The organism is Streptomyces sp. NBC_00249 (assembly GCF_026342355.1).
Lineage (GTDB): Bacteria > Actinomycetota > Actinomycetes > Streptomycetales > Streptomycetaceae > Streptomyces.
Genome location: NZ_JAPEMV010000006.1, coordinates 23,994 through 45,231, shown reverse-complemented (window position 1 = coordinate 45,231; position 21,238 = coordinate 23,994). Strand labels below are relative to the sequence as shown.

Sequence of the window (21,238 nt, the reverse complement as noted above, 5' to 3'; positions counted from 1 at the left end):
GGCGCCCGAAAGCGGGTTCTGGCGGTACTGATGCTGACCCCTTGCTGACTTCAATGACGACCTGCCAGGTGACGTGCTGACATCACGCCGCTCACTGTGACGGTAAGGGAGCCCGCCCCGCAGTGACAGGCAGGCGGGGGCTCGGGCGTGGCACAGGACTCAGGCGGCGTTGCCGGCGGCAACGGGGCGCTTTCGCGGGTCGAACGCGGAAATGAAGGTACGGCAGTGCGCCGTGGGGACGAGCAGGTAAGGCGCTCCTGAACCTGCGAGAGAGCGTGGGCCTGCCTGTCCGGCCGTCAGGGCGTTGTACGGGTTGAGGGCGTCGAGGTTGTGGAGCGCGCAGTAGAGGGGCAGCTCGGCGCTGTCCGGCGGGGGGGGTGTCTCTATGTCCTTCGTCAAGGACGTGGTGCCGGGTATGAGGCTGTTTGGGGTGGGGGCACCGGCCCCGGCTACGCGGACAGCCGCTTGGTCGTCGCCTCGGCCCGGCCGGAGCCCGGGAACAAGGCCGATGCCCATGTCCGGCGGGAGCTGGACCTGCCGGCCGCGGACGGCGCCTACCTGGGTACCGGGCTGATCGTCGCGCACCGCAGAAGGGCCGGACGGCCGCTCCTGCGCGGCCAAGAGGAGGACAACTCCGGGGGCGAGGGCGGGAGGCTGCTGCTGGCCGGCAACGCCCTGCACGCCGACCTGGCCCCCGAGGCCGTGGGCAGCGGCGGCTTCGGCTGGCTGATGTCGATGCTCGGACAGAGCCACAGCTTCCCGGTCCCCGTCGGCGGGGCCGGCGCCCTGACCGCGGCGCTCGTGAGCCGCCTACGGCACCGCGGGGTGTCCTGCGCTGCGGGGAGCGCGTCGCGGCGGTCATCGTACGGGGTGGCACGGCGGTCGGGGTCAGGACCGCGGGCGGGGAAACCGTCAGCGCGCGGCGAGCCGTACTGGCCGATACCTCGGCACCGGTCCTGTACCGGGCACGTGACGTTGCAGCGGGCGTGTCGGCTTCCTCCCGTGCTGACGACGCCTGTTGTGCGCGGCCACCACAGCCGTCGCGACCGGGCGTGCCGAGGGGGCTCAGGCTGTGGCCGGCGCAGGGCTCTCGGGGGCCTCCGGGGTCCGGGCGGGGATCTCGGCCTCGATCTCGGCCTCGGGACGGGGGATGCGGTGCAGCCCCCTGCGGTCGTAGAGGTGGGTGATGGTGAAGCCGAAGATCAGCGCTGCGACGAGGGCGACGCCCATCGAGGCCCACGCCCGGGTCAGGCCCGCGTCGGCCTGGGCCCCGTAGTAGAGCAGGGAGCGGAGCCCCTCGGTGATCTGGCGCAGCGGTTCGAACTCGGCGAGGGCGCGGAAGAACCCGGGCAGCGCCTGGACGGGCACGGTGGCGCCGGAGGAGGGGACGGCCATCGCGACGAAGACGATGGTGGCGAGCAGCATGCCGGGGGTGCCGAAGGCGGCGAACAGGGCCAGGCTGCCGATGCCGACGACCGCGATGGTGGCGACCGAGTAGAGCCACAGCTGGTCCAGGTGGGAGGCGTCCATGTCGAGGATGCCGACCGTGGCGACCTCGACCAGGGTGCCCATGACCAGTGACAGACCGAGCATGAGCGCCATGCCGATGGCCAGGGTGCGGACGCGACTGGTGTGCTGGACGGGTTCGCGCTTGCGGAAGGGACCGAAGTCGGTGTGCAGGTAGCCGAGCGCGGTGTCGACCTGGGAGTTGACCACGTTGGCGCCGAGCATGCCGCAGACGACCAGGACCAGCGCGTAGTAGAAGGCGCTCAGGCCCATGGCGCTGCGGGGTCCGACGGGGTGGCCGTCGGCGACCGTCACGGTCAACGGGTCGGCCAGCTTGAGCTGGGCGGCCGTCGGGAGGGGGGTCTTCTGGGCGCCGGCTTGCTTGAGTAGTTCCTGGCCGAGCTGGGTGGAGGCAGCGTGGGCGGCCTTCTGCGCGGCCTGCGATGCCATGGAGGAACCGATGCTGCCAGCGGCCTGGTTGGTCAGCACGGTCAGGGTCGGCAGGGTTGCCTTGCCCTGGGGCGCGGGCTGCGGGGCGGCGAGCCCGGTCACCGTGGCCGAGAAGTCGTCGGGGATGACGAGGGCGCCGAAGACCTTGCCCTTGCCCAACCGCTTGTCGGCTTCCTCGCGGTTCACGAACTGCCAGTCGATGCTCTTGTCGCCCTTCGCCGCCCGCTGGATCCCGGAGACGACCTGCTCACCGATGTTGACATGGCGGCCGCCCGCGTCGGCGCCGCGGTCGGCGTTGACCACGGCCACGGGCAGGTCGCGCAGGTTGCCCCTGGGGTTGACGTTGCCGCCGACGTAGAGCAGGGCGAACAGCATCGAGACCACTGCGGCGATGAGCCCCGTTCCGATCCACAGCTGAGGTCGGCGGAGCACGGAGGGGGGCGGCGTGGGCTGAGGCATCGATTCTCCGGGGCGGCTGCATTCCAGTACCTGGATACTTGAAGTATCCAGGTACTGGATAGTGGCAGTATCTTGTTGTGGTGTCCAATCGTCGATGCCGAGTACCAAGCCGTACGACCGGGAGGGAGGCCGCATGAAGATCTCGGAGCTCAGCCGGCGGACCGGCGTGCCGGTCGCCAGCATCAAGTACTTCCTGCGGCAGGGTCTGCTGCCCGCAGGGCGGGCGACGGCCGCGACCCTGGCCGAGTACGGGGAGGAGCACGTGCAGCGGCTGCGGCTCATCAAGGCGCTGACCACGCTCGGCGGCCTGTCCATCGCCGCTACCCGTGACGTGCTCGGGGCCGTCGACCAGGCCCACAGTGCCGAGGGCGCCCTCGGTGCGGTCAGCTACGCCCTTCCGGTGCCGGTCGCGTCCCTGCACGACGCAGACCCTGCCGAGGAGGCCGAGGGCGAGGCGGCCGCCGGGGCCGAGGTGGCGGAGCTGCTCGCGGCCCTGGACTGGCAGGCGCCGGGTACGTCACCGCATGTGAAGGCGCTGACGACGGCGCTGAAGGAATTGCGGAGGCTGGACGCGCAGTACGCCCCGGGGGAGCTCGCCACCTACGCGCGGCTGGCAGAGCAGGTGGCCCTGCTGGACCTGGAGCGCGCGGCCGGTATCGACGACCCGGTGTCGCTGGCCGAGCGGGCGGTCGTCGTCCTCGCGATCTGCGCCCCGGTGTTCGAGCTGCTGCGGCGTCTCGCCCAGGAGGACCAGGTCAGGCGCCGAGTCGCGGGGGGCGGCGGTGGCGGCGGTGGCGGCGATGAGTACGCGGCGCCACGTTAGCGCCGGTACGGCGGCTCGGATGTGGGGTGGTCGGTCCAGTCGATGGTGAACGAGGTGGCGTGGGTCGCCTGTGGGGAGTCCCGCACGCCGTCTTCATCGGCCTGGAGGTCGCCGGTCTCGCGCCCACCACCCGGCCCGGCCTTTCCGTTTATGGGTCGTGCTGGACGAATCGGCACTGCGCCGTGTGGTCGGCAGCCCCGAGATCATGCGCGAACGACTCGACCACCTGAACCGCCTCGGCGAGCAGCCGCACATCACCGGCGAGGTCGCGCTGGCTGGCCTTCCACTCCGCGGTGTACTCGCGGAACTGCATCGCGCCGTACTTCTGGATGCGGTCGGCCTTGCAGTGTGTCCTGCTTCTCCCGGTAGACCTTCGTCAGGCGGTCGAGGGCGTCCTGCTGGGAGTTTGCTGACCTCGATGCCCCCAGGATGGGCCTGACCTGCGGCCACGCCGAACTAGGGCAAGTTGATCAGCATCTTCACGGGTTCCTCCGTCGGGCCGTGTCGGGCCGTTTCGGACCTGGGGTCGGGTCCCGGGCAAGTGAATCACCACCCGTGGTCACGCGCGGCGGAACCGGGCCGGTTTCCGGTCAATTCCGTTGACCGGAAGCCCTGTTCGCCACAACGGCCCGACGCGGCGGGGAGGCGTTCACAGAACCCGGATCTCGCGCAGTCGGCGCAGCGGGGAGCAGCGTGATCAGGAGTCCGGCCACGCTCCGACCGCCGATCTGAGCCGCGGCGTCGACGGTTGCCAGCAGGGAGTTGGCCCGGGCGAGGTGGTGCCGGCCGACCAGCTGGGGCAGGTGGCTCTGCGCGGAGACGTCGTAGAAGACCGTGGCCGCTCCCGTGAGCAGGACGACGCCGTACAGCTGGCCGATCGTCAGCACGCCCAGCAGCCACGCGGCCGGCACGGAGAGCAGGAGTGCCGCGCGGAGCAGGTCGGCGGCGATCATCACGGGGCGCCGGCGCATCCGGTCGACCCAGGCTCCGCAGGGCAGCCCGATGAGCAGGAAGGCCACGGTGCTCAGTGCCGTCAGCAGGCCGACCTGGCCTGGCAGGGATTTAGACTGTGCTAAATCCCTGATGGATACGGCGTGGACGGGAAAGCGGAGGCGCGGCGTGCTGGAGCTGGAGTTCACGGCCAGGGACCTGGCACGGACCAGGTTCGCCCTGTCCCCGTTGTGGGAGGTCGTGGCCAGCGTCCGGATGCTGAAGGATCCCCAGGAGTACGGCCTCTTCCGGCCCTGGACCGAACAGGCGGGGCAACGGCTGGAGGCCGACGGGCTGGACTGGGGGCTGCTGGCCGATCTCGCCCCCACCCCGCCCCGGGCGATCCCGCTGTTCGTCGCTCCCCCGCCGACGACTTCCCCGGCCGATCTCGGGGTCGAGCTGGCCGTGCTGCGCGCCACCCCCGCCGAGCGGGTCCGCTCAGGACTGGGCGGTAGGTCGGCGCCCCGGTCCGGACGCCTGGACGCACTGCGCGAGGATCCGCGGCGCGGGCTCGCGGAGCTCGCCGACGTCATCGAGGCCTATTGGGAGCTCGCGCTCGCACCGTACTGGCCGCGGATGCGCTCGCTGCTGGAGGGCGAGGTGCTCCACCGGGCCCGGATGCTGGCCGAGGGCGGCGCCGACCGGCTGCTGGCCGACCTGGACCCCGCGGTCGGCTGGGACACCGACACCCTGAGCGTCCGGCACCTCCACGGCCGGGGCGCCCGACAGCTGGACGGGCGAGGCCTGCTGCTCGTGCCGTCCGTGTTCGCCTGGCCGCGGGTGTTCTCGATCACTACGCCCGGCTGGCAGCCGACGCTGCGCTATCCACCCCGCGGTGTCGCCACGCTGTGGGAGCGGCGGACCGGAGCTGCCGAGCCGCTGGCCGCCCTCGCCGCCCTCGTCGGCCGCGGCAGAGCCCGACTGCTGGCCGAACTCGACGCCCCCGCCTCCACGGCCGAGCTGGCCCGCCGCACCGGCATCACGGCAGGCGGTGTCTCCCAGCACCTGGCCGTGCTCCGCTCGGCCGGCCTGGTCGCCGGCCACCGCACCGGCCGCTACGTGCTCTACGCCCGGACCGAAGCCGCCGAAGTGCTGCTGGCCGCCCCCGGGCGCGGCTGACACCGCGCCGTCAGGCGTCAGTAGCCCCAGACGCTGAGTTCGGTGATCGAGGCGAAGACGTGTCCCCAGAGGGCCTCCGTCGGGCTCTCGGGGGCCAGGGCGGCCGGTTCCAGGGCTTCGACCTCGCGGTGGAAGTCGCCGACGCCGTCCTCGCCGGGGTACGGGCTCCAGCAGGCCCCCATGTGACGCCGGACCGCCTCCATGAGCCGGACGAAGGTCTCGACGTCGCGCGCGAGGGGGAACGGCGCGCCGCCGTCGCGGGACATGAGTACCTCACCCGTCTCCGGCCGGAGCAGTACCTGGCCCTCCTCGTAGCCCAGGTCGAAGGTGCCCAGCCGCAACAGGCCCGCGAACTCCGTGGATTCCTCCAGCGGCCCTTCCGTGTCGTAGTCCGGGGAGAAGGAGGTCACCCCCGCGGCCCACCAGCGCGGCAGGCCCACCTGCGACAGCAGGTCCCGGCTGGGGGCGTGGGTCAGGGACTGCGGCAGCCCGGCGGGGGTCAGCCGTACGACGCCGTCCGCGCCGAAGACGGCATCCAGCCGGGCGGCGTCGAGCGGGGCCTCGGCCGGGGCCGGGTCGAGGAACCAGGGCTCGCCGAACTCCTCGGCCCAGGCGGAGGCGTCGGCTCCGCCGGCGGGCCAGGCGTCCGACGCGAGCGAAGGGTTCCGCTCGGCGACGAGCACGCCGCGCTCCTCGGAGATCAGGAACCGGCCGCCGCCCAGCGCGACGGGCTCCTCCCACGTGCCGGGGCACCGCAGGGCCCAGGACTCCGGCTCGGCGTCGAAGAGGAGCGGCCCCTCCTCCTCGGCCTCGTCCTCCCGCTCCGCGTACGTGCCCGGCTCGGGCTCCGCGCACGGCACCCCGGTGTTCAGGTCGCACCAGCGGTCGGCGGTCCAGATCGACCAGATCTTGAGGAGCGGCCCGGCGCCCGTCTCCCCGACGCCGTCGTGGATCTCGACGGTCCGGTCGCCGGTGAGGTTCGGGGCGCTCCGGTGGGCGCCGACCGGGCGCCACCAGGCCCACACCGTCCGCCAGGGCATTCCCGGTTCGGCCGCCGCGATCTGCTCCGCGTAGGCCTCGCGGCCCAGCACCGTGGCGGCGAAGTGCAGCAGGGACGCGAACTCGGCCCGCTCCACGTCCACCTGCCCGAATATGGCCTCGGCCTGGGCGAACACCTCACGCCCCACCCCGCCGGCCGACCCGGCGCGGGCCCGCGCGCGGGCCGCTCCGGCCTCCAACAGCCGGGCGGGGGAGGAGAACAGGACATCAAGATCGTCAGCAACCATGGGCCCATGGTGCCACCGCCCACCGACATCCCCGCCGCCACGGTGGACTAGGGCCTGTCGTCAAACTCGCGTCGTCGCCCGCGGGGCAGACGGGAGTTTGACGACAGGCCCTAGGCCGTCCAGGCCGGCGAAGCGGTGCTCCCGGGCGTCACTGCGGGCGGCGGTCGCCACCCGGGTGGCTGATGCGCCAATCCGCCGGGCCGTCGGCCCCGAAGACCCGGTGTGAGGATCAACCGCAGCACCTTCGCCCGCACCGCCCCGGCGGCGCTCGGCGGCCTGCTCTCCGGCTACGCGGCCCTGGCGGTCGCCGAACTGGTCTCGGCCGCCGTCCGACCCGGGGCGGGGCCCGTCACCGCGGTGGGCGGCGCGGCCGTCGACCGGACGCCGGCCGCCCTGAAGGACTGGGCGGTCCGCCACTTCGGCACCGACGACAAACTGGTCCTCCAGCTCGGGATCGTGGCCACCCTCGGCCTCCTCGCCGTCGCCCTCGGCCTGCTCGCCCTGCGCCACCGGCGCACCGGCTCCGCCGGGGTGCTGCTCTTCGGGGCCGTCGGCGGGGCGGCGGCCGTGACCCGGCCCGACTCCACCGGCCTGACCGACGCCCTGCCCTCCCTGGCGGGCGCGCTGGCCGGAGCCGGGCTGCTGTACGCGCTCATCGGGACCCTGCGCGCGGGCCGGCCCCCGGCCGCGCGTGCCGCCGTACGGGACCCCGGCGAGGGACCGGCCCCCGCCGAACCCGCCCCCGTACCGGACCCCGCCGCCCCGGCCCCCTGGTGGGACCGGCGGCGCTTCCTCGCCGTCGCCGGGGCCGGGGTGCTGGTCTCCACCGCGGGCGGGGCCCTGGGCCGCCGGCTGAACTCCGGACGCGGCCGGGACGCCGCGGCGGGACGCGAGGCCGTACGGCTCCCCGCGCCCGCCTCGCCCGCGGCCCCCGTGCCCCGGGGCGCGTCCCCGCGCGTCCCCGGGATCAGCCCCTTCACCACCCCGAACGCCGATTTCTACCGCGTCGACACCGCGCTCGTGGTCCCGAAGGTGTCCGCCGGCACCTGGCGGCTGCGCCTGCACGGCAAGGGCGTCCGCGGGCCCCGCACCTACACCTACGCCGAACTCCTCGGCCGGGACCTGATCGAGCGGGACATCACCTTGACCTGCGTCTCCAACGAGGTCGGCGGCCCCTACACGGGCAACGCCCGCTGGCTCGGCGTCCGGCTCGCGGACCTGCTGCGCGAGGCCGGGGTGCGGCCCCCGTCGCAGGGCGGCCCGGCGGACCAGCTGGTCGCCCGCTCCGTGGACGGCATGACCCTGGGCAGCCCCGTCGAGGAGGTCATGGACGGCCGCGACGCGATGCTCGCCGTCGGCATGAACGGCGAACCCCTGCCGTTCGCGCACGGCTTCCCCGTACGGATGCTCGTCCCGGGCCTCTACGGATACGTCTCGGCCTGCAAGTGGATCCAGGACATCGAGCTCACCACCTTCGACTCCTACGACCCGTACTGGGTGAAGCGGAACTGGGCCCGCCGGGCCCCGGTCAAGACGCAGGCCCGGATCGACACGCCCAAGCCCTTCGCCCGCCTCACCGCCGGCCCGGTGACGGTCGCCGGGGTGGCCTGGGCGCAGCACCGGGGCATCGACCGGGTCGAGGTGCGGGTCGACGAAGGCCCCTGGCGGGACGCCGACCTGGCCGTCGAGGACACCGCCGACACCTGGCGGCAGTGGTCCTGGCGCTGGCAGGCGGACCCCGGCGGCCACACCCTCACCGTCCGCGCCACCGACCGGACCGGGACCACCCAGACCGAGGAGCGCACCCGGACGATCCCCGACGGCGCGAGCGGGCGCCACTCGGTCGTGGTCGGCGTGGACTGACACCCCCGCCCGCCCGGCCCCGCCGCCCGGCGCCCCGCGCCGCCCCCCAGACCCTTTCCGACCTGTCCGGACCCCCGTGACAACCGCACCGACACCTCTAGGAGACCCCCGTCATGAACACCCTCCGGTTCCGCCGTACCGCCGTCACCGTCGCCGCCGCCGCGGTGCTGCCCTTCGCGCTCGCCGCCTGTTCGGACTCCGGTGAGTACTCCGCCGCCGACAGCGCCGCCCCGGCAGCGGCCGCCACCCCGGGCGGCGCGGACCCGGTGCCCGCGACGGCGATGGGCCAGCCCTTCGGCCCGGCCTGCGCCGGCGTCCCCAAGGAGGGCGCGGGCTCCTTCGACGGCATGGCCAAGGACCCGGTGGCCACGGCCGCCTCCAACAACCCGGCACTGTCCACCCTGGTCACGGCGGTCAAGAAGGCCGGGCTGGTCGACACCCTGAACAACGCGAAGGACATCACCGTGTTCGCGCCGACCAACGCCGCCTTCGCGAAGATCCCGAAGGCCGACCTGGACAAGGTGCTGGCCGACAAGGCCACCCTCACCAAGATCCTCACCTACCACGTGGTCGGGCAGAAGCTCACTCCCGAGCAGCTGGCGAACGGCTCCTACGCCACACTGGAGAAGGGCCAGGTCACCACGGCCGGCTCCGGTGAGTCGTACAAGGTCAACGGGACCTCCGCCGTCGTCTGCGGCAACGTCCCGACCGCGAACGCCACCGTCTACATCGTCGACACCGTCCTGATGCCGAAGTAGCCGGCCGGCCGCCCCCGGAGCGGACGCCGCGTGGTCCCGGGGAATGGACCGCGCGGCGTCCTCGGCCGTAGCGGCGGGCGCCGCCGTCAGGCGGTCCGGTCGGCGGACCGTCCCGCCGCGGCGGCGGCGGCCGCGGCGTGCAGGGAGCGCAGCGCGAGCAGCAGGACGCCGATGTCGTCGAGGTACACCGGGTCCGGGACCAGGTCCAGCGGGGAGAGCGTGTACACGACGGCCACCCAGAACAGGGCCTTGTCCCGCAGCGGGATCCCCGCGTCCAGCAGCAGCCTGCGCGCGCTGAGGACCCGTACGAACAGCACGGCCGCCGCGGCCGCCAGCCCGAGGGCGACGACAGCGGCGATGACCAGCCAGACTTTTCCGTCCATAAGGGACTTTCTACCCCGTCAGGCGCCCTGATCCCGCAGTCGGCGGCTGACCTCGCCCAGGCCGTCGGCGAGGGCGTCGAGCTGCTCGGGGGTGAGGACGTCGACGAGGGCCTCCCGGACGGCGGCCACATGGCCGGGGGCGGCCCCCTCCAGCCGGGCGCGGCCCGCGTCGGTGAGCACGGCGAAGACCCCGCGCACGTCGGAGGGGCAGCTGCGGCGCCGGACCAGGCCCGCCTTCTCCATCTGGGTGACCTGGTAGGTGAGCCCGCTCTTGGAGTTGATCAGCCCGTTGGCGAGCTCGGTCATGCGCAGCTCGCTGTCGGGCGCGGCGGCGAGGCGTACGAGGATCTCGTACTGCGGGTGCGAGAGCCCGGAGTCGTCCTTGAGCTGCTGGTCGAGACGGCGGTTCACCAGGGCGGAGGCGGCCAGGAAGCCGCTCCAGGCGCGCATCTCGCGCTCGTCGAGCCATCTCGTTTCAGCCATGCCGCCAGCCTACACGGGTTGTTCGAATTTGAATGAGTGGCTAGGGTCGAAGCGCGGTTCGAATTTGAACTAATCCCCTCGGGCCGTGCCGACCGGAAGGAACCCCCCATGACCAGCGCCTCCGCCACCACGACGAAGGCCCCGGCCACCACCCCGGCCGCCCAGGGCGCCACCGCGCCCTCCACCGCCCCCTACGACGCGGGCCTGCTGCTCCTGCGCGTCGTCCTCGGCCTGACCATGGCCGGCCACGGCGTCCAGAAGCTCTTCGGCTGGTTCGGCGGCGGCGGGATCAGCGGCACCGGCCAGTTCTTCACCGCCAGCGGCTACCCGGCGGGCGACACCATGGCCGTCGTCGCCGGCCTCACCGAGATCCTGGGCGGCCTCGGCCTCGCGGCCGGCCTGCTCACCCCGCTCGCCGGGGCCGCGGTCGTCGGCACGATGATCAACGCCATCGCCGTCCACGGGGCAGGCTCCTTCTTCGCCCCCAAGGGCATCGAGTACGAACTCCTGCTCACCACGGCCGCCGCCGCCCTCACCCTCACCGGCCCGGGCCGCCTCGCCCTCGACCGGCTCCTGCCCGTCCCCGCGCTCCGCACCCACCGCCTGGCCCTCGGCGTCCAGGCCCTCGCCCTCGGCGTGGTCCTCGCCGCCGTCACCCTCCTCGTACGGAACTGAGGGCTGCCCCGGCGGGCTGATTGGCCCCGGGCATTTGGGGGAACAGCGGATGAATGACGCACCCCACACAGGCGATCGAAGACTACGCACTCATCGGCGACCTCATGACCAGCGCCCTGGTCGGCCGCGACGGGTCCATCGACTGGCTGTGCCTGCCCCGCTTCGACTCGGCGGCGTGCTTCGCCGGCCTCCTCGGCGACAAGGAGAACGGCCACTGGCGGATCGCCCCCGCCGGCGCCGCCGCCGGGGAGCGCTGCACCCGCCGGGCCTACGTCGACGGCACCCTGGTCCTGGAGTCCTACTGGGACACCGACGAGGGCGCCGTCAAGGTCGTCGACTTCATGCCGCAGCGCGACACCGCGCCCGAGGTCATGCGCATCGTCGAGGGGATCTCCGGCCGGGTCACCGTCCGCAGCACCCTGCGCCTGCGCTTCGACTACGGCCACGTCGTCCCCTGGGTCCGGCGCAGCGCGGGCGACCGGGTGGCGGTCGCCGGACCCGATGCCGCGTGGCTGCGCAGCGAGCCCGAGGTGCGGACCTGGGGGGTGCACAACAGCACCCGCTCGGAGTGCTCCGTCGGCCCCGGCGAGAAGGTCGCCTTCGTCCTCACCTGGCACCCCTCGCACGAACCGCGTCCCAAGCGCACGGACCCGTACGCGGCACTGGAGCAGAGCCTCGCCGACTGGCGCGAGTGGACCGCCCAGTGCCGCTACGACGGGCCCTACCGGGAGGCCGTGACCCGCTCCCTGATCACCCTCAAGGCCCTCACGTACGCCCCGACCGGCGGGATCGTCGCCGCCGCCACCACCTCCCTGCCCGAGGAGATCGGCGGCGTCCGCAACTGGGACTACCGCTACTGCTGGCTGCGCGACTCCACCCTCACCCTCGGCGCGCTGCTGTCCACCGGCTACCTCGAGGAGGCCCGCGCCTGGCGGGCCTGGCTGCTGCGCGCCGTCGCCGGAGACCCCGCCGACCTCCAGATCATGTACGGCATCGCGGGCGAACGCAGGATCCCCGAGTTCGACCTGCCCTGGCTGCGCGGGTACGCCGCCTCCGCGCCGGTCCGCGTCGGGAACGCGGCCGTGGACCAGCTCCAGCTCGACGTGTACGGCGAAGTCCTCGACTCCCTCCACCTCGCGCGGACCAACGGCCTGCCGACCGAGCACCACGCCTGGAAGATCCAGCTCGCCCTGCTGGACTTCCTGGAGCAGAACTGGCACCGGCCCGACGAGGGGCTGTGGGAGGTGCGCGGGCCGCGCCGCCACTTCATCCACTCCAAGGTGATGGCCTGGGTCGCCGCCGACCGCGCCGTACGGGCCCTGGAGCGCGACCCCGCGATGCCGGGGGACGTGGAGCGCTGGCGGGCCATGCGCGACGCCGTCCACCAGGACGTCTGCGAGCACGGCTACGACCCGGAGCGCGGCACCTTCACCCAGTACTACGGCTCCCGCGAACTGGACGCCGCGACCCTGCTCATCCCCCGGGTCGGCTTCCTGCCGCCCGACGACCCGCGCGTGATCGGCACCGTCGACGCCGTACGCGCCGAGCTCGGCAGCAGCGGACTGGTCCGCCGCTACAGCACCGAAGGCCCGTCGGTGGACGGGCTGCCGGGCGGCGAAGGGGCCTTCCTCGCCTGCTCCTTCTGGCTGGTGGACGGCCTTCACCTGACCGGCCGGGAGAAGGAGGCGCGCGAGCTGTTCGAGCGGCTGCTCGCGGTACGCAGCGACGTCGGACTCCTCGCCGAGGAGTACGACCCCGTCGCCGGACGCCAGCTCGGCAACTTCCCGCAGGCGTTCAGCCACGTCGGACTGGTCAACACCGCGCTGCTCATGAGCGGCGGCGACGTCTCGGTCTGACCCCGCAACGGCGGACGGGGCCGGCACACCCCGCGCCGGCCCCGCCCCACCTCACCGTCCCGCTACGCCTCGTCGCCGTCCTGCGGAATGCTCACGAGCCAGCGGGTCTCCCTGCGCGGCCGCAGGTACAGCGCCCAGTACAGGGTGGCGACGGCGGTGATCCCGCCCGTCCACAGCAGGTACTGGGGCTCCTGCTGGGTCAGGATGTACGCGAAGACCAGGATCAGCGCGACCGGGACGGCCGGCCACAGCGGCATCCGCCACGCGGAGGCCTCGCGGTGCGCCCCGCGCCGGCTGAACAGCGCGGCCACCGCGACCAGCAGGTACATGCCGGTCACCGACACGCCGGTCACGCCGTACAGGGTGTCCAGGTTGACGAAGCACATCGCCGCGCCGGGGACGCCGACCAGCAGGGTCGCCACCCACGGCGAGCCGAAGCGGCCCAGGCGCGACAGGCCCCGGTTGACCGGCTCGGGCCAGGCCTTGTCACGGGCCGAGGCGAACAGCACCCGCGAGTTCTGGATGACCATGACGATGCCCGCGTTCACGATGGCCAGGGCCACGCACAGGCTGACGAAGGTACCGACGGCGGAGTTCGACCAGGCGGTCACCATCGCGCCCAGGTCACCGCCGGCCAGCGCGTCGAGGTCCGGGGCGCCCATGGTGATCGCGATGACCGGGACCAGGATGACGGCGGTGGAGATGGCCAGCGTGGCGAGCACCGTACGCGGCACGTTGCGGCGCGGCTTCTCCAGCTCCTCCGAGAGGTAGACGGCCGTCGAGAACCCCTGGGTGATGAACAGGGCGATCGCCAGCCCGGACACCACCATCATCGCGGTCACGGTGGAGGTACCGCCGCCCTCGGCGGCCACCGCGCCGTGCACCAGCGCGTCCGCGCCGCGCTCGCTGTGCGCGAAGCCCAGTACGGCCACCAGCGCGGCCGCGACGACCTCCAGGACCAGGAAGATGCCGGTGATCCAGGCGTTGGCCCGCAGGTCGAGGAGACCGGCGAGGGTGGCGAGCAGCATCACGCCGCCACCGGCCACCGGGGCCGGTATGTCGATCACCGGGGCGAGGTAGTCGGCCGTACCCATCGCGATCACGGGCGGCACGATCATCACCACGAGCAGCGACAGCACGAAGACGAGCCACCCCGCGAGCCGGCCCGCCATCGTCGACACCATGGCGTACTCACCGCCCGCGCTGGGGATGAGGGTGCCCAGCTCCGAGTAGCAGAACGCGACGCCGATGCAGAGCAGCGAGCCGATGGCGATGGTCAGGGCGGTCCAGGTGCCGAGGCTCGCGAACAGATCGGGCACGACGACGAAGAGGGTCGAGGCGGGCGTCACGCAGGAGAGCGTGAGCAGAGTCCCGCCGACGACGCCGATGGAACGCTTGAGCTTCTGCGGGACGGGCCCGGTGGCGGGGGCGAGGGCCTGAGGAGCGCTGATCGTGTCAGTCATCGGTGCGGTGTTCCGATCGGCAGATGCGGTGAATGAGCGCGGGAGCGGTATCGCCTCCGGGGCGGTGGTGGGCAAGTCGCTGCGTGGCTCCCGTGGCCGATATGGAAGCTCCGCGAGATCCGCAGGTCAAGAGCTGTTCACCTGCGGATTCCATCGTCCGGACCGCCTCCCGGTCCCGGTTCGCGCGTTAAGACCGCGTAAACACTGACCCGTGGAGGGTGCGGGAACCGCAGCGTGATCGCCGCGAATTTCCCTCCGCTTTGCCCGTGGCTCCCGCTCAGCGCTTGCGGTAGCCGCGCGCGTCCTCGGCGGCGGCCAGCACCTCGTCGAGGCCGCTGCCGAGGGCGGAGGTGAGGGTGATGGCCACCGCGCTCTCCAGGAACGGCGCATCCACGATCCGCGTGCCGGCCGGGAGCCCCGAGGCCGGATCGCCCAGCAGCGCCCTGACGGTCAGCACGGCACTGCCCATGTCGCACAGCACCGCCACGCCCGCACCCTCGTCCACCGCCCGGGCACCCGCCAGGATCAGCCCCGCACTGGTGCCGGTACCGCCGTCCGCGGTGCCGCCCGCGACGGCCACCGGGCCCGGCTCGACCGAGCCGAGCAGCTCCGCGCACAGCGCCGCCACGGACGCGGCGACCGCCCCGCTGTGGGAGACCAGGACGACACCGACCCGGCCGGTGCCCGTCCGCGCGGCGGAGGCGGGGCCGGGCTCGGCCGCCTCCGCGAGGGCCTCCACCGCCGGGGCGAGGGCGTCCACCAGGGTGGCGTCGCCGGGTTCGGCGCCGCCGAGCTTCTGCACGGAACGCAGCCCCGCCCCGAGCGCCGAGCCCAGCTCCGCGGGCGTGGGCGCCTCGGTCGCGCCGAGCACCTTGCCCGTGCGGCGCAGCGCGGTGCCGAACAGCGGTCCGGAGGCGCCGCCGACGGTGTTGGTGAGGGTGGTCCCGGCCAGGGCGAGCAGTTCGCCCGGGTTCGCGGGCGGGGCCTCGGCGGCGGCCGCGCCGACGGCGCCGAAGCCCCGTACGAGATTGGCGCCGTGGTCGCCGTCGCCGATCACCGCGTCCAGCTCCGTCAGGCGCGCGCTGTCCCGGCGTACGAGCCGGACGGCCTCGGCGAGCCAGCGCCGGAAGTAGGCGAGGTCGAGCACCGGGGTCTCTTCGGTCCGAAGTGTCGTCATGGATCTTCTTCCTCAGGAGGGGTTGGGCCGGTGGACGGTTCAGCAGGTCCAGCGCAGGGACGGGGTGTCGACGGGTGCGTCCCACAGCCGCAGCAGCTCCTCGTCGGCGCGGCACAGGGTGAAGGTGCAGCCGGCCATGTCCAGGCTGCTCACGTAGGTGCCGACCAGCGAGCGGGCCACGGTGACCCCCCGGCCCGCGAGGATCCGTTCGGCTTCGGCGCGCATGACGTACAGCTCCAGGGGCGGGGTCCCGCCGAGGCCGTTGACCAGCAGGATCACCGGTGCGCCCGCGCAGTCGGGGAGTTCGGCGAGGATCGGTTCGAGCATGGCCTCGGCCGTCCGGGCGGCGGACATCAGCCGGCGTGCAGTGGCTCGTGCCCGCTGCCGCCGCCTGACAGCAGGGCCACCTTCCCGGGCCGCGGCCCGCCCGCCCGGGTGACGAGGCCCGCCTCCGGCTCGACGGAAAGCCCCGGGTGTGCGGCGGCCATTCCGTACAGCGCGTCGGTGACGACGCTTTCCGGGGAATTGATGAGCTTCTTCACGTGGGCCTCATTTCGCATTCGAGATCGGGGGCCGGTCCTGTGAAACCTACGTCCGTGCGGAGGCGGCCCGAGCCGGGCCTTTGATCCTCTGTCGGCCCGCTAAAAGGCCTGATCAGAAAGGGTCTGTGTATTTCTCCTGCCGGAACTCGTGCCGTGATAGGGATGAATGCAGGCCGCCGGAACCCGAATTGCCGAAGTGGCCCGGAACGCAGGAGGATCCACCCTGTGCACCCGCAAGGAGATCGACCGGGTCGCGGAGGCCGCCCGGGCCGCCGGCGCGGACGTGGTCGTCGGCACAGGCGGCGGCACCGCCATCGACACCGCCAAGGCCGTCGGGCACGCCCTCGGCGACATCGCCATCGGCCGCGCCGCCACCGCCGAGGGCGAGACCACGCACAACATGCCGTTCACGGTCACCCCCGGCACGGTCGCGGACGCCCTGCTCGCCGGGGACGCCTACGCCCGCGCCACCGCCGGAAAGGCCTAGGCCGGGCTTCCCGTACGGCAGGCCAGCAGCAGGGCGATGTCGTCGGGGCGGTCCGCGATCGTCCCCACCTCGCTGACCAGCCGGTCGGCCGTCTCCGTCAGCGGGGACGGCCGGGCGGCGGCCAGCGACGCCCGCAGCCGCTCCACGCCCTCGTCGATGTCCGTCCCCGGGATCTCCACCATGCCGTCGGTGTACAGGGCGAGGACCGCACCGGGCTCCAGCTCCAGTTCCGTCACCGGATAGTCCCCGCCCGCGTCGACGCCGAGGACCACCCCGCCCGGCAGGTCCAGGACCTCGGTGCGGCCGTCGGGGTGGCGCAGCAGGGGCTGGGGGTGTCCGGCGCGGACGGCGAGGGCGTGGCCGGTGGCCGGGTCGAGGAGGACGTAGCAGCAGCTGGCGAACTGGCCGGGGTCCAGGTCGATCAGCAGCTGGTTCGTGCCCCGTACGACCTGTGCCGGGGTGTTGCCGCTCAGTGCGAAGGCCCGTACGGCGCTGCGCAGTTGGCCCATGGTCGCGGCGGCGGCCACGCCGTGGCCCTGGACGTCGCCGATGACCAGGGCCAGCAGTCCCCCGCCGGCCGGGATGACGTCGTACCAGTCGCCGCCGACGTCCATGCCGACCGTCCCGGGCAGGTAGCGGCCGACGGTGTCCACGTCCTGAAGGACCGGCAGCCGGTGCGGCAGCAGGGCCGCCTGGAGCCCACGGGCCAGCGCGGCCTCGCTGTCGTAGCGCCGGGCCCGCTCCAGGGCCTGCGCGATCAGACCCGCCAGCGCCGTGAGGACCGTACGCTCCTCCGGACTGAAGCCGCGCGGCTGGTCGAAGCCGAGGATGCAGGAGCCCACCGGGCGCCCGGAGGCGATCAGGGGCAGGAAGGCGCGGGCGCCCACGTCGGCGTCGAGCGGGATCCCCGGGTAGGCCGCCGCCAGGTGCTGCATCGACTCGAAGAACATCGGCCTGCCCGTGGTCAGGGTCTCCACGCCCGGCAGCCGGACGTCGAGGGAGACCCCGTCGAAGCGGTTCAGGAAGCCCTGCGGGAAGCCGGTCTCCCAGGCCAGGTGCAGGTGGCGTTCGTCGAGCAGGTAGATGGCCAGCTGGCGGCCGCCGAAGGCCGGCAGCAGCTCGTCGGTGACCACCGCCGACACCTGGCGGGCCGTCACCGCCTCCGTCAGCGCGATGGCCAGGGCCACCGGCCGGTACAGGGCGGAGGCCCGGTCGGCGGGGGAGCCGAGACCGGCGCCCGGGCGGCCCACCGACTCGGGCGCGTACGCGGGTTTCTCACCGGCGCTGATCGTCAGCGTCAGCCCGCCCGGGCCGGGGAAGACGCCCACCGCCAGCCAGTCCCCGGACGGGTGCGCCGTGCCCCGGGCGGTGAAGTGCACGGGCTCCCCGGACAGGTAGACGCCCCGGAAGTGGTCCTCGTAGGCGGGGTGGCCGAGCCAGGGCAGCGCCTGCCACAGGAGCTGCCCCCGCAGCCGGTCGGCGCTCAGGCCGAGGAGGGGTCCGGCGGCGGCGTTGACGAAGCCGATCCTGCCCTGCCGGTCCACCGACAGGACGGCGTCCTCCAGCCGGTCGACGGCCTCCCGGGCGTCCCCGGCGGCCGCCGTCGGGGAGGGAACGGTCAGCGGGTCGCCCTCCCACAGCACCGGATCGCCGGCCGCCGACAGCACGGCCAGGTCCCGGGCCAGCGCGTCGGCGGCCGAGCGCATCCGCTGCCGGTCGGCGGCTCCGACCGCGACCCCGGGCGTCGCCGGGCGCAGCACCATCAGCACCCCGAACCGCTCCGGCCCGGCGGTGACCGGCTCGAACAGCGAGCCGAAGGGGAAGGGGAGCCCGGCCATCAGCTGCGGGAAGCGCCGCATCGCGGCCTCCCCGTCGGGGAGGTGCACCGCCTGCCCCGAGCGGTAGGCCTCGGCGACCGGGTAGGGCCGGTTCGCGTGCATCCGCCACCAGGGCCGGAACAGCGGCCCGGGCAGACCGGTGACCGTCGCCAACAGCAGCAGCCCCCGGGTTCCGGTGCGCAGGTACACCCCGCCCGCGTGCCCGCCGAGGGCCTCCACGGCGCTCGCCGTGGCACGTGCGAGTGCCCGGGCCGTGGCGTCGGGGGCGGGGCCGCCACTGTCCGGTCTCGCCGTCACACAGCCAGCATGCGCCCTCGGCGGCGCGCGGTGCATCCCGGCACCGGGGCGGGAGCCGGGGCGGCCGCCGGGGCCCGGGGCGACCCTGGTCGGCCCCGACCGGGCCTCGGGCGGCCCCAAGCGGCCTCCGTCAGTTCCGCTGCGCGGATGCCCGCCGGTCCCGGTAGCCGGCCACCGCGGCCACCGCGGCGAGCAGCAGCACCACCGCCACCGTCCGCAGCGCGGTCCCCATCGCGTCGGTGAAGGCGCCCGCCTGGGCCGGGTCGGCCGGGTTCCCGTGGAAGCGGGAGGCCAGTACGGTCCCGGCGACCGCCACGCCCAGGGCCGCGCCGATCTCCCGGGCGGCGGTGTTCAGCCCCGAACCCAGGCCCGCCTGGTGCGGGGGCAGCTCGGCGACCACCGTCAGGGTCAGCGAGGGCGCGCAGAGCCCGGTCCCGACGGACAGCACCAGCAGGTACAGCGCGTACACGGCGTACGGGGTGCCGGCGTCCGCCGTGGACACCAGCAGCAGTCCCGCCCCGATGAGGCCGAGCCCGGCGCCCACCGGCAGCCGGGGCCCGGTCCGCTCCTGGAGCCGGGCGCCGAGGCGGGGCACCACGGCCATGCCGACGGTGAGCGGGACGATCGCGAGGCCGGTCAGGGCGGGGGAGAAGCCCTTCGCGTACTGGAGGTACTGGGAGTTCAGGAAGAACAGGGCGAACAGGCCGAAGAAGGCGGCGCCGATGCCGAGCGTCCCGGCGCGGAGCCTGCGCGAGGCGAAGATCCGGGGGTCGAGCAGCGGACGGGCCGCGCGCAGCCCGTACGCGGTGAACACGGCCAGCAGCCCCGCTCCGGCGCCGAACGCCGCCAGTGCCCGGCCCGAGGTCCAGCCGTACGAGGGCCCCTCGATGATCCCGTAGACCACCGCGAGCAGCGCCCCGGCCAGGAGGAGCGCCCCGGCCGGGTCCACGGAGGCGTCCGGGCGGGCCGGGGTGCGGGGGACCAGGACGGCCACCGCGGCGGCGAGCAGCGCGCCGAGCGGGACCACCGCCCAGAACAGGGCCCGCCAGGTGAGGAACTCCCCGGCGAGGCCGCCTCCGACGTTGCCCGCCAGGCCCCCGAGGCCCGCGGCCAGCGTCCAGGTGGCCAGGGCCCGCCCGCGCCGCTCGGGCGGGGACAGGTGGACCAGGACGGACATGGTGGCCGGCATGATCAGCGCGGCTCCCGCGCCGCACAGGCCGCGCCCGGCGATCAGTGCGGCCGGGTCCGGGGCGAGGGCGCTGAGGGCCCCGCCGGCCGCGAACAGGGCGAGCCCGGCGAGCAGGGCGCCCTTGCGGCCGTACCGGTCGCCCAGGGCCCCGGCCGGGATCAGCAGGGCGGCGAAGACGATGACGTAGGCGTCGACGGCCCACAGCAGCTGGCCGGGGCTCGGGCGCAGGGCGGAGGCGGCGAGCTGGGGGACGAGCAGGTTGACGGCGGCGACCATGCCCTGGGCGACGAGGACACAGGCGCACAGGGCGAGCAGGGCGGGCCGGGACAGGGCGGGCGCGGAGGTGTTCCCCGCGCCGGGGGCGGGTTCGGCCTGGGCCGGTGTGCGGGCATGGCGGAGCACGGCTCCTCCTGGGAGTCGGTGGCGGTTCACGGGTGCGGGGGAGGGCGGCGCGGTCGCGGTGGCCGGGCCCGAGGTCGTCCCCGGGAACCACCGTAGGGTTGGCGTGACCTGCTTTCCAGTGCAAGTTCCGCAAGGGATGAATGCGTGTGACGCAATCCGGGTCCGGTCTGGACCTCAACCTGCTCGTCGCCCTCGACGTCCTCATCGAGGAGTCGAGCGTCTCGCGGGCCGCCGCCCGCCTGCACCTCTCCGAGCCCGCCATGAGCCGCACCCTCGGCCGGATCCGCAAGGCCCTCGGCGACCCGGTGCTGGTCCGGGCCGGGCGGACCATGGTGCCCACCCCGCACGCGCTCGCCGTCCAGGGGGAGGTCCGGGCCGTCGTCGAACGGGCCAGGGCGCTGTTCCTGACGGGCGGCCGGGTCGACCTGGCCCACCTCACCCGGACCTTCACCGTCCTCGGCCACGACGCCTTCGCCGCCACCTTCGGGGCCGCCCTCTTCGCCCGGGTGGCCCGGGAGGCGCCCGGGGTACGGCTGCGGTTCCTGTCGGAGAGCCACCTGGACGCGCCCGTCCTGCGCGAGGGCCTCGCCGACCTGGAACTCGGCGTCATCGACACCCGTTCACCCGAGGTACGGGTGGAGCACCTGCGCGACGAGCGGATGGTGGGCGTCGTCCGGGCCGGGCACCCGCTGCTGCGCGGCCCGCTCACCGCACGCCGCTTCGCGGGCGGCGAGCACCTGACCGTCTCGCGGCGCGGCCGTCTGGAAGGGCCCGTGGACACCGCCCTCGCCGCCCAGGGGCTGACCCGGCGGGTGGTGGGCAGCATCGGCTCCTTCACCGCCTCGCTCTTCGTGCTGCGCGAGACCGACCTGATCGGCATGGTCGCCACCGGGACCGTCGCCCAGGCCGAAGCTGTCGGCCTGGTCACCTTCCCCGTCCCCCTCGAACTGCCGACGCTGCCGTTCGGGATCGCCTGGCACCCCCGCCACGACGCCGACCCGGCGCACGCCTGGCTGCGCGAACGCGCCCGCGAACTCGTCGTCGCGACCGCCACGGAGACCGCCCCCGGAACCGCCCCCGAAACCACGCCCGGAACCGCCCCGGACCCCGCCCGCAGCCCCGTACGCCGTACGGACTGACCCGAACGCCTCCCCCGTGAGGGGGACGCGCCCGCGCCCGGGCCGTCCCCCGG

General features: G+C 74.1%; 17 protein-coding genes and 3 pseudogenes. 10 read left to right on the top strand and 10 right to left on the bottom strand.

Translation table 11 applies throughout. From position 1 onward, the window contains the following. Window positions 1-615 precede the first annotated feature (615 nt). A pseudogene (locus OOK31_RS24925) lies at window positions 616-962 on the top strand (NAD(P)/FAD-dependent oxidoreductase); the annotation flags it as partial. Window positions 963-1,065: 103 nt separating this feature from the next. Here OOK31_RS24925 and OOK31_RS24920 read toward each other — a convergent pair. Then, entirely contained in the window at window positions 1,066-2,415 is a 1,350-nt protein-coding gene (locus tag OOK31_RS24920) for a YhgE/Pip domain-containing protein (RefSeq protein ID WP_267089570.1), read from the bottom strand. Between the two features lie 133 nt (window positions 2,416-2,548). Here OOK31_RS24920 and OOK31_RS24915 point away from each other — a divergent pair, with 133 nt between their 5' ends. Next, window positions 2,549-3,238: a MerR family transcriptional regulator gene (locus OOK31_RS24915; RefSeq protein ID WP_267089569.1), complete on the top strand. Its 690-nt coding sequence runs from the start codon at window positions 2,549-2,551 to the stop codon at window positions 3,236-3,238. A 109-nt stretch (window positions 3,239-3,347) separates the two neighbouring features. After that, window positions 3,348-3,506: pseudogene (locus tag OOK31_RS24910) on the top strand (Scr1 family TA system antitoxin-like transcriptional regulator); the annotation flags it as partial. Between the two features lie 322 nt (window positions 3,507-3,828). Here OOK31_RS24910 and OOK31_RS24905 read toward each other — a convergent pair. After that, the gene (locus OOK31_RS24905; protein ID WP_267089568.1) at window positions 3,829-4,377 is read right to left on the bottom strand and encodes an MFS transporter; all 549 of its coding nucleotides are present in this window, start codon (window positions 4,375-4,377) and stop codon (window positions 3,829-3,831) included. On the opposite strand from OOK31_RS24905, the gene OOK31_RS24900 reads away from it, so the two are divergent. Then, entirely contained in the window at window positions 4,358-5,347 is a 990-nt protein-coding gene (locus OOK31_RS24900; RefSeq protein ID WP_267089567.1) for a DUF5937 family protein, read from the top strand. The genes OOK31_RS24905 and OOK31_RS24900 overlap by 20 nt on opposite strands. A gap of 17 nt (window positions 5,348-5,364) precedes the next feature. Here the strand turns inward: OOK31_RS24900 and OOK31_RS24895 are convergent, their stop codons facing one another. Next, window positions 5,365-6,633 (bottom strand): SUKH-4 family immunity protein, encoded by a 1,269-nt coding sequence (locus OOK31_RS24895; RefSeq protein ID WP_267089566.1) that lies wholly within the window; start codon window positions 6,631-6,633, stop codon window positions 5,365-5,367. Window positions 6,634-6,855: 222 nt separating this feature from the next. On the opposite strand from OOK31_RS24895, the gene OOK31_RS24890 reads away from it, so the two are divergent. Both OOK31_RS24890 and OOK31_RS24885 read left to right on the top strand, forming a co-directional pair. Then, a complete protein-coding gene (locus tag OOK31_RS24890) occupies window positions 6,856-8,496 on the top strand; it encodes a molybdopterin-dependent oxidoreductase (RefSeq protein ID WP_267089565.1) in 1,641 nt (546 codons plus the stop codon). 113 nt (window positions 8,497-8,609) lie between these two features. Next, window positions 8,610-9,254, top strand: coding sequence for a fasciclin domain-containing protein (locus OOK31_RS24885; RefSeq protein WP_267089564.1), 645 nt, complete (start codon window positions 8,610-8,612; stop codon window positions 9,252-9,254). An 86-nt stretch (window positions 9,255-9,340) separates the two neighbouring features. On the opposite strand, the gene OOK31_RS24880 is transcribed toward OOK31_RS24885, so the two are convergent. Both OOK31_RS24880 and OOK31_RS24875 read right to left on the bottom strand, forming a co-directional pair. After that, window positions 9,341-9,637, bottom strand: a complete 297-nt coding sequence (locus tag OOK31_RS24880; RefSeq protein WP_267089563.1) for a DUF1232 domain-containing protein — start codon at window positions 9,635-9,637, stop codon at window positions 9,341-9,343. Window positions 9,638-9,655: 18 nt separating this feature from the next. Further along, on the bottom strand, window positions 9,656-10,120 hold the full coding sequence (locus OOK31_RS24875; RefSeq protein WP_267089562.1) for a MarR family winged helix-turn-helix transcriptional regulator: 465 nt from the start codon (window positions 10,118-10,120) through the stop codon (window positions 9,656-9,658). A gap of 108 nt (window positions 10,121-10,228) precedes the next feature. Here OOK31_RS24875 and OOK31_RS24870 point away from each other — a divergent pair, with 108 nt between their 5' ends. Together OOK31_RS24870 and OOK31_RS24865 are read left to right on the top strand one after the other, a co-directional pair. Next, on the top strand, window positions 10,229-10,795 hold the full coding sequence (locus OOK31_RS24870; protein WP_267089561.1) for a DoxX family protein: 567 nt from the start codon (window positions 10,229-10,231) through the stop codon (window positions 10,793-10,795). Between the two features lie 53 nt (window positions 10,796-10,848). Further along, on the top strand, window positions 10,849-12,651 hold the full coding sequence (locus OOK31_RS24865; protein WP_267089560.1) for a glycoside hydrolase family 15 protein: 1,803 nt from the start codon (window positions 10,849-10,851) through the stop codon (window positions 12,649-12,651). A 62-nt stretch (window positions 12,652-12,713) separates the two neighbouring features. Here OOK31_RS24865 and OOK31_RS24860 read toward each other — a convergent pair whose 3' ends face one another. From OOK31_RS24860 to OOK31_RS24850, 3 genes and pseudogenes are all read right to left on the bottom strand, one after another. Then, a complete protein-coding gene (locus tag OOK31_RS24860; protein ID WP_267089559.1) occupies window positions 12,714-14,114 on the bottom strand; it encodes an APC family permease in 1,401 nt (466 codons plus the stop codon). Between the two features lie 277 nt (window positions 14,115-14,391). Beyond that, the gene (locus tag OOK31_RS24855; protein WP_267089558.1) at window positions 14,392-15,291 is read right to left on the bottom strand and encodes a DAK2 domain-containing protein; all 900 of its coding nucleotides are present in this window, start codon (window positions 15,289-15,291) and stop codon (window positions 14,392-14,394) included. Window positions 15,292-15,330: 39 nt separating this feature from the next. Then, a pseudogene (locus OOK31_RS24850) lies at window positions 15,331-15,833 on the bottom strand (dihydroxyacetone kinase subunit DhaK). Between the two features lie 196 nt (window positions 15,834-16,029). On the opposite strand from OOK31_RS24850, the gene OOK31_RS24845 reads away from it, so the two are divergent. Beyond that, a complete protein-coding gene (locus OOK31_RS24845; protein ID WP_267089557.1) occupies window positions 16,030-16,320 on the top strand; it encodes an iron-containing alcohol dehydrogenase in 291 nt (96 codons plus the stop codon). Here OOK31_RS24845 and OOK31_RS24840 read toward each other — a convergent pair. Continuing rightward, window positions 16,317-18,491: a PP2C family protein-serine/threonine phosphatase gene (locus OOK31_RS24840; RefSeq protein WP_267089556.1), complete on the bottom strand. Its 2,175-nt coding sequence runs from the start codon at window positions 18,489-18,491 to the stop codon at window positions 16,317-16,319. The genes OOK31_RS24845 and OOK31_RS24840 overlap by 4 nt on opposite strands. A gap of 94 nt (window positions 18,492-18,585) precedes the next feature. Further along, complete coding sequence (locus OOK31_RS24835) at window positions 18,586-19,974, bottom strand: MFS transporter (protein ID WP_267090005.1); 1,389 nt, start codon at window positions 19,972-19,974, stop codon at window positions 18,586-18,588. Between the two features lie 212 nt (window positions 19,975-20,186). Here OOK31_RS24835 and OOK31_RS24830 point away from each other — a divergent pair, with 212 nt between their 5' ends. Further along, the gene (locus tag OOK31_RS24830; RefSeq protein WP_267089555.1) at window positions 20,187-21,185 is read left to right on the top strand and encodes a LysR family transcriptional regulator; all 999 of its coding nucleotides are present in this window, start codon (window positions 20,187-20,189) and stop codon (window positions 21,183-21,185) included. The last annotated feature ends 53 nt before the right edge of the window (window positions 21,186-21,238 follow it).

What these genes read in the sequence shown, in the direction of transcription:
- OOK31_RS24920 (WP_267089570.1), bottom strand. Translation starts at nt 2,415, where the DNA reads ATGCCTCAGCCCACGCCGCCCCCCTCCGTGCTCCGCCGACCTCAGCTG.
- OOK31_RS24915 (WP_267089569.1), top strand. Translation starts at nt 2,549, where the DNA reads ATGAAGATCTCGGAGCTCAGCCGGCGGACCGGCGTGCCGGTCGCCAGC.
- OOK31_RS24895 (WP_267089566.1), bottom strand. Translation starts at nt 6,633, where the DNA reads ATGGTTGCTGACGATCTTGATGTCCTGTTCTCCTCCCCCGCCCGGCTG.
- OOK31_RS24885 (WP_267089564.1), top strand. Translation starts at nt 8,610, where the DNA reads ATGAACACCCTCCGGTTCCGCCGTACCGCCGTCACCGTCGCCGCCGCC.
- OOK31_RS24880 (WP_267089563.1), bottom strand. Translation starts at nt 9,637, where the DNA reads ATGGACGGAAAAGTCTGGCTGGTCATCGCCGCTGTCGTCGCCCTCGGG.
- OOK31_RS24875 (WP_267089562.1), bottom strand. Translation starts at nt 10,120, where the DNA reads ATGGCTGAAACGAGATGGCTCGACGAGCGCGAGATGCGCGCCTGGAGC.
- OOK31_RS24870 (WP_267089561.1), top strand. Translation starts at nt 10,229, where the DNA reads ATGACCAGCGCCTCCGCCACCACGACGAAGGCCCCGGCCACCACCCCG.
- OOK31_RS24865 (WP_267089560.1), top strand. Translation starts at nt 10,849, where the DNA reads ATGACGCACCCCACACAGGCGATCGAAGACTACGCACTCATCGGCGAC.
- OOK31_RS24860 (WP_267089559.1), bottom strand. Translation starts at nt 14,114, where the DNA reads ATGACTGACACGATCAGCGCTCCTCAGGCCCTCGCCCCCGCCACCGGG.
- OOK31_RS24855 (WP_267089558.1), bottom strand. Translation starts at nt 15,291, where the DNA reads ATGACGACACTTCGGACCGAAGAGACCCCGGTGCTCGACCTCGCCTAC.
- OOK31_RS24840 (WP_267089556.1), bottom strand. Translation starts at nt 18,491, where the DNA reads ATGCACCGCGCGCCGCCGAGGGCGCATGCTGGCTGTGTGACGGCGAGA.
- OOK31_RS24830 (WP_267089555.1), top strand. Translation starts at nt 20,187, where the DNA reads ATGCGTGTGACGCAATCCGGGTCCGGTCTGGACCTCAACCTGCTCGTC.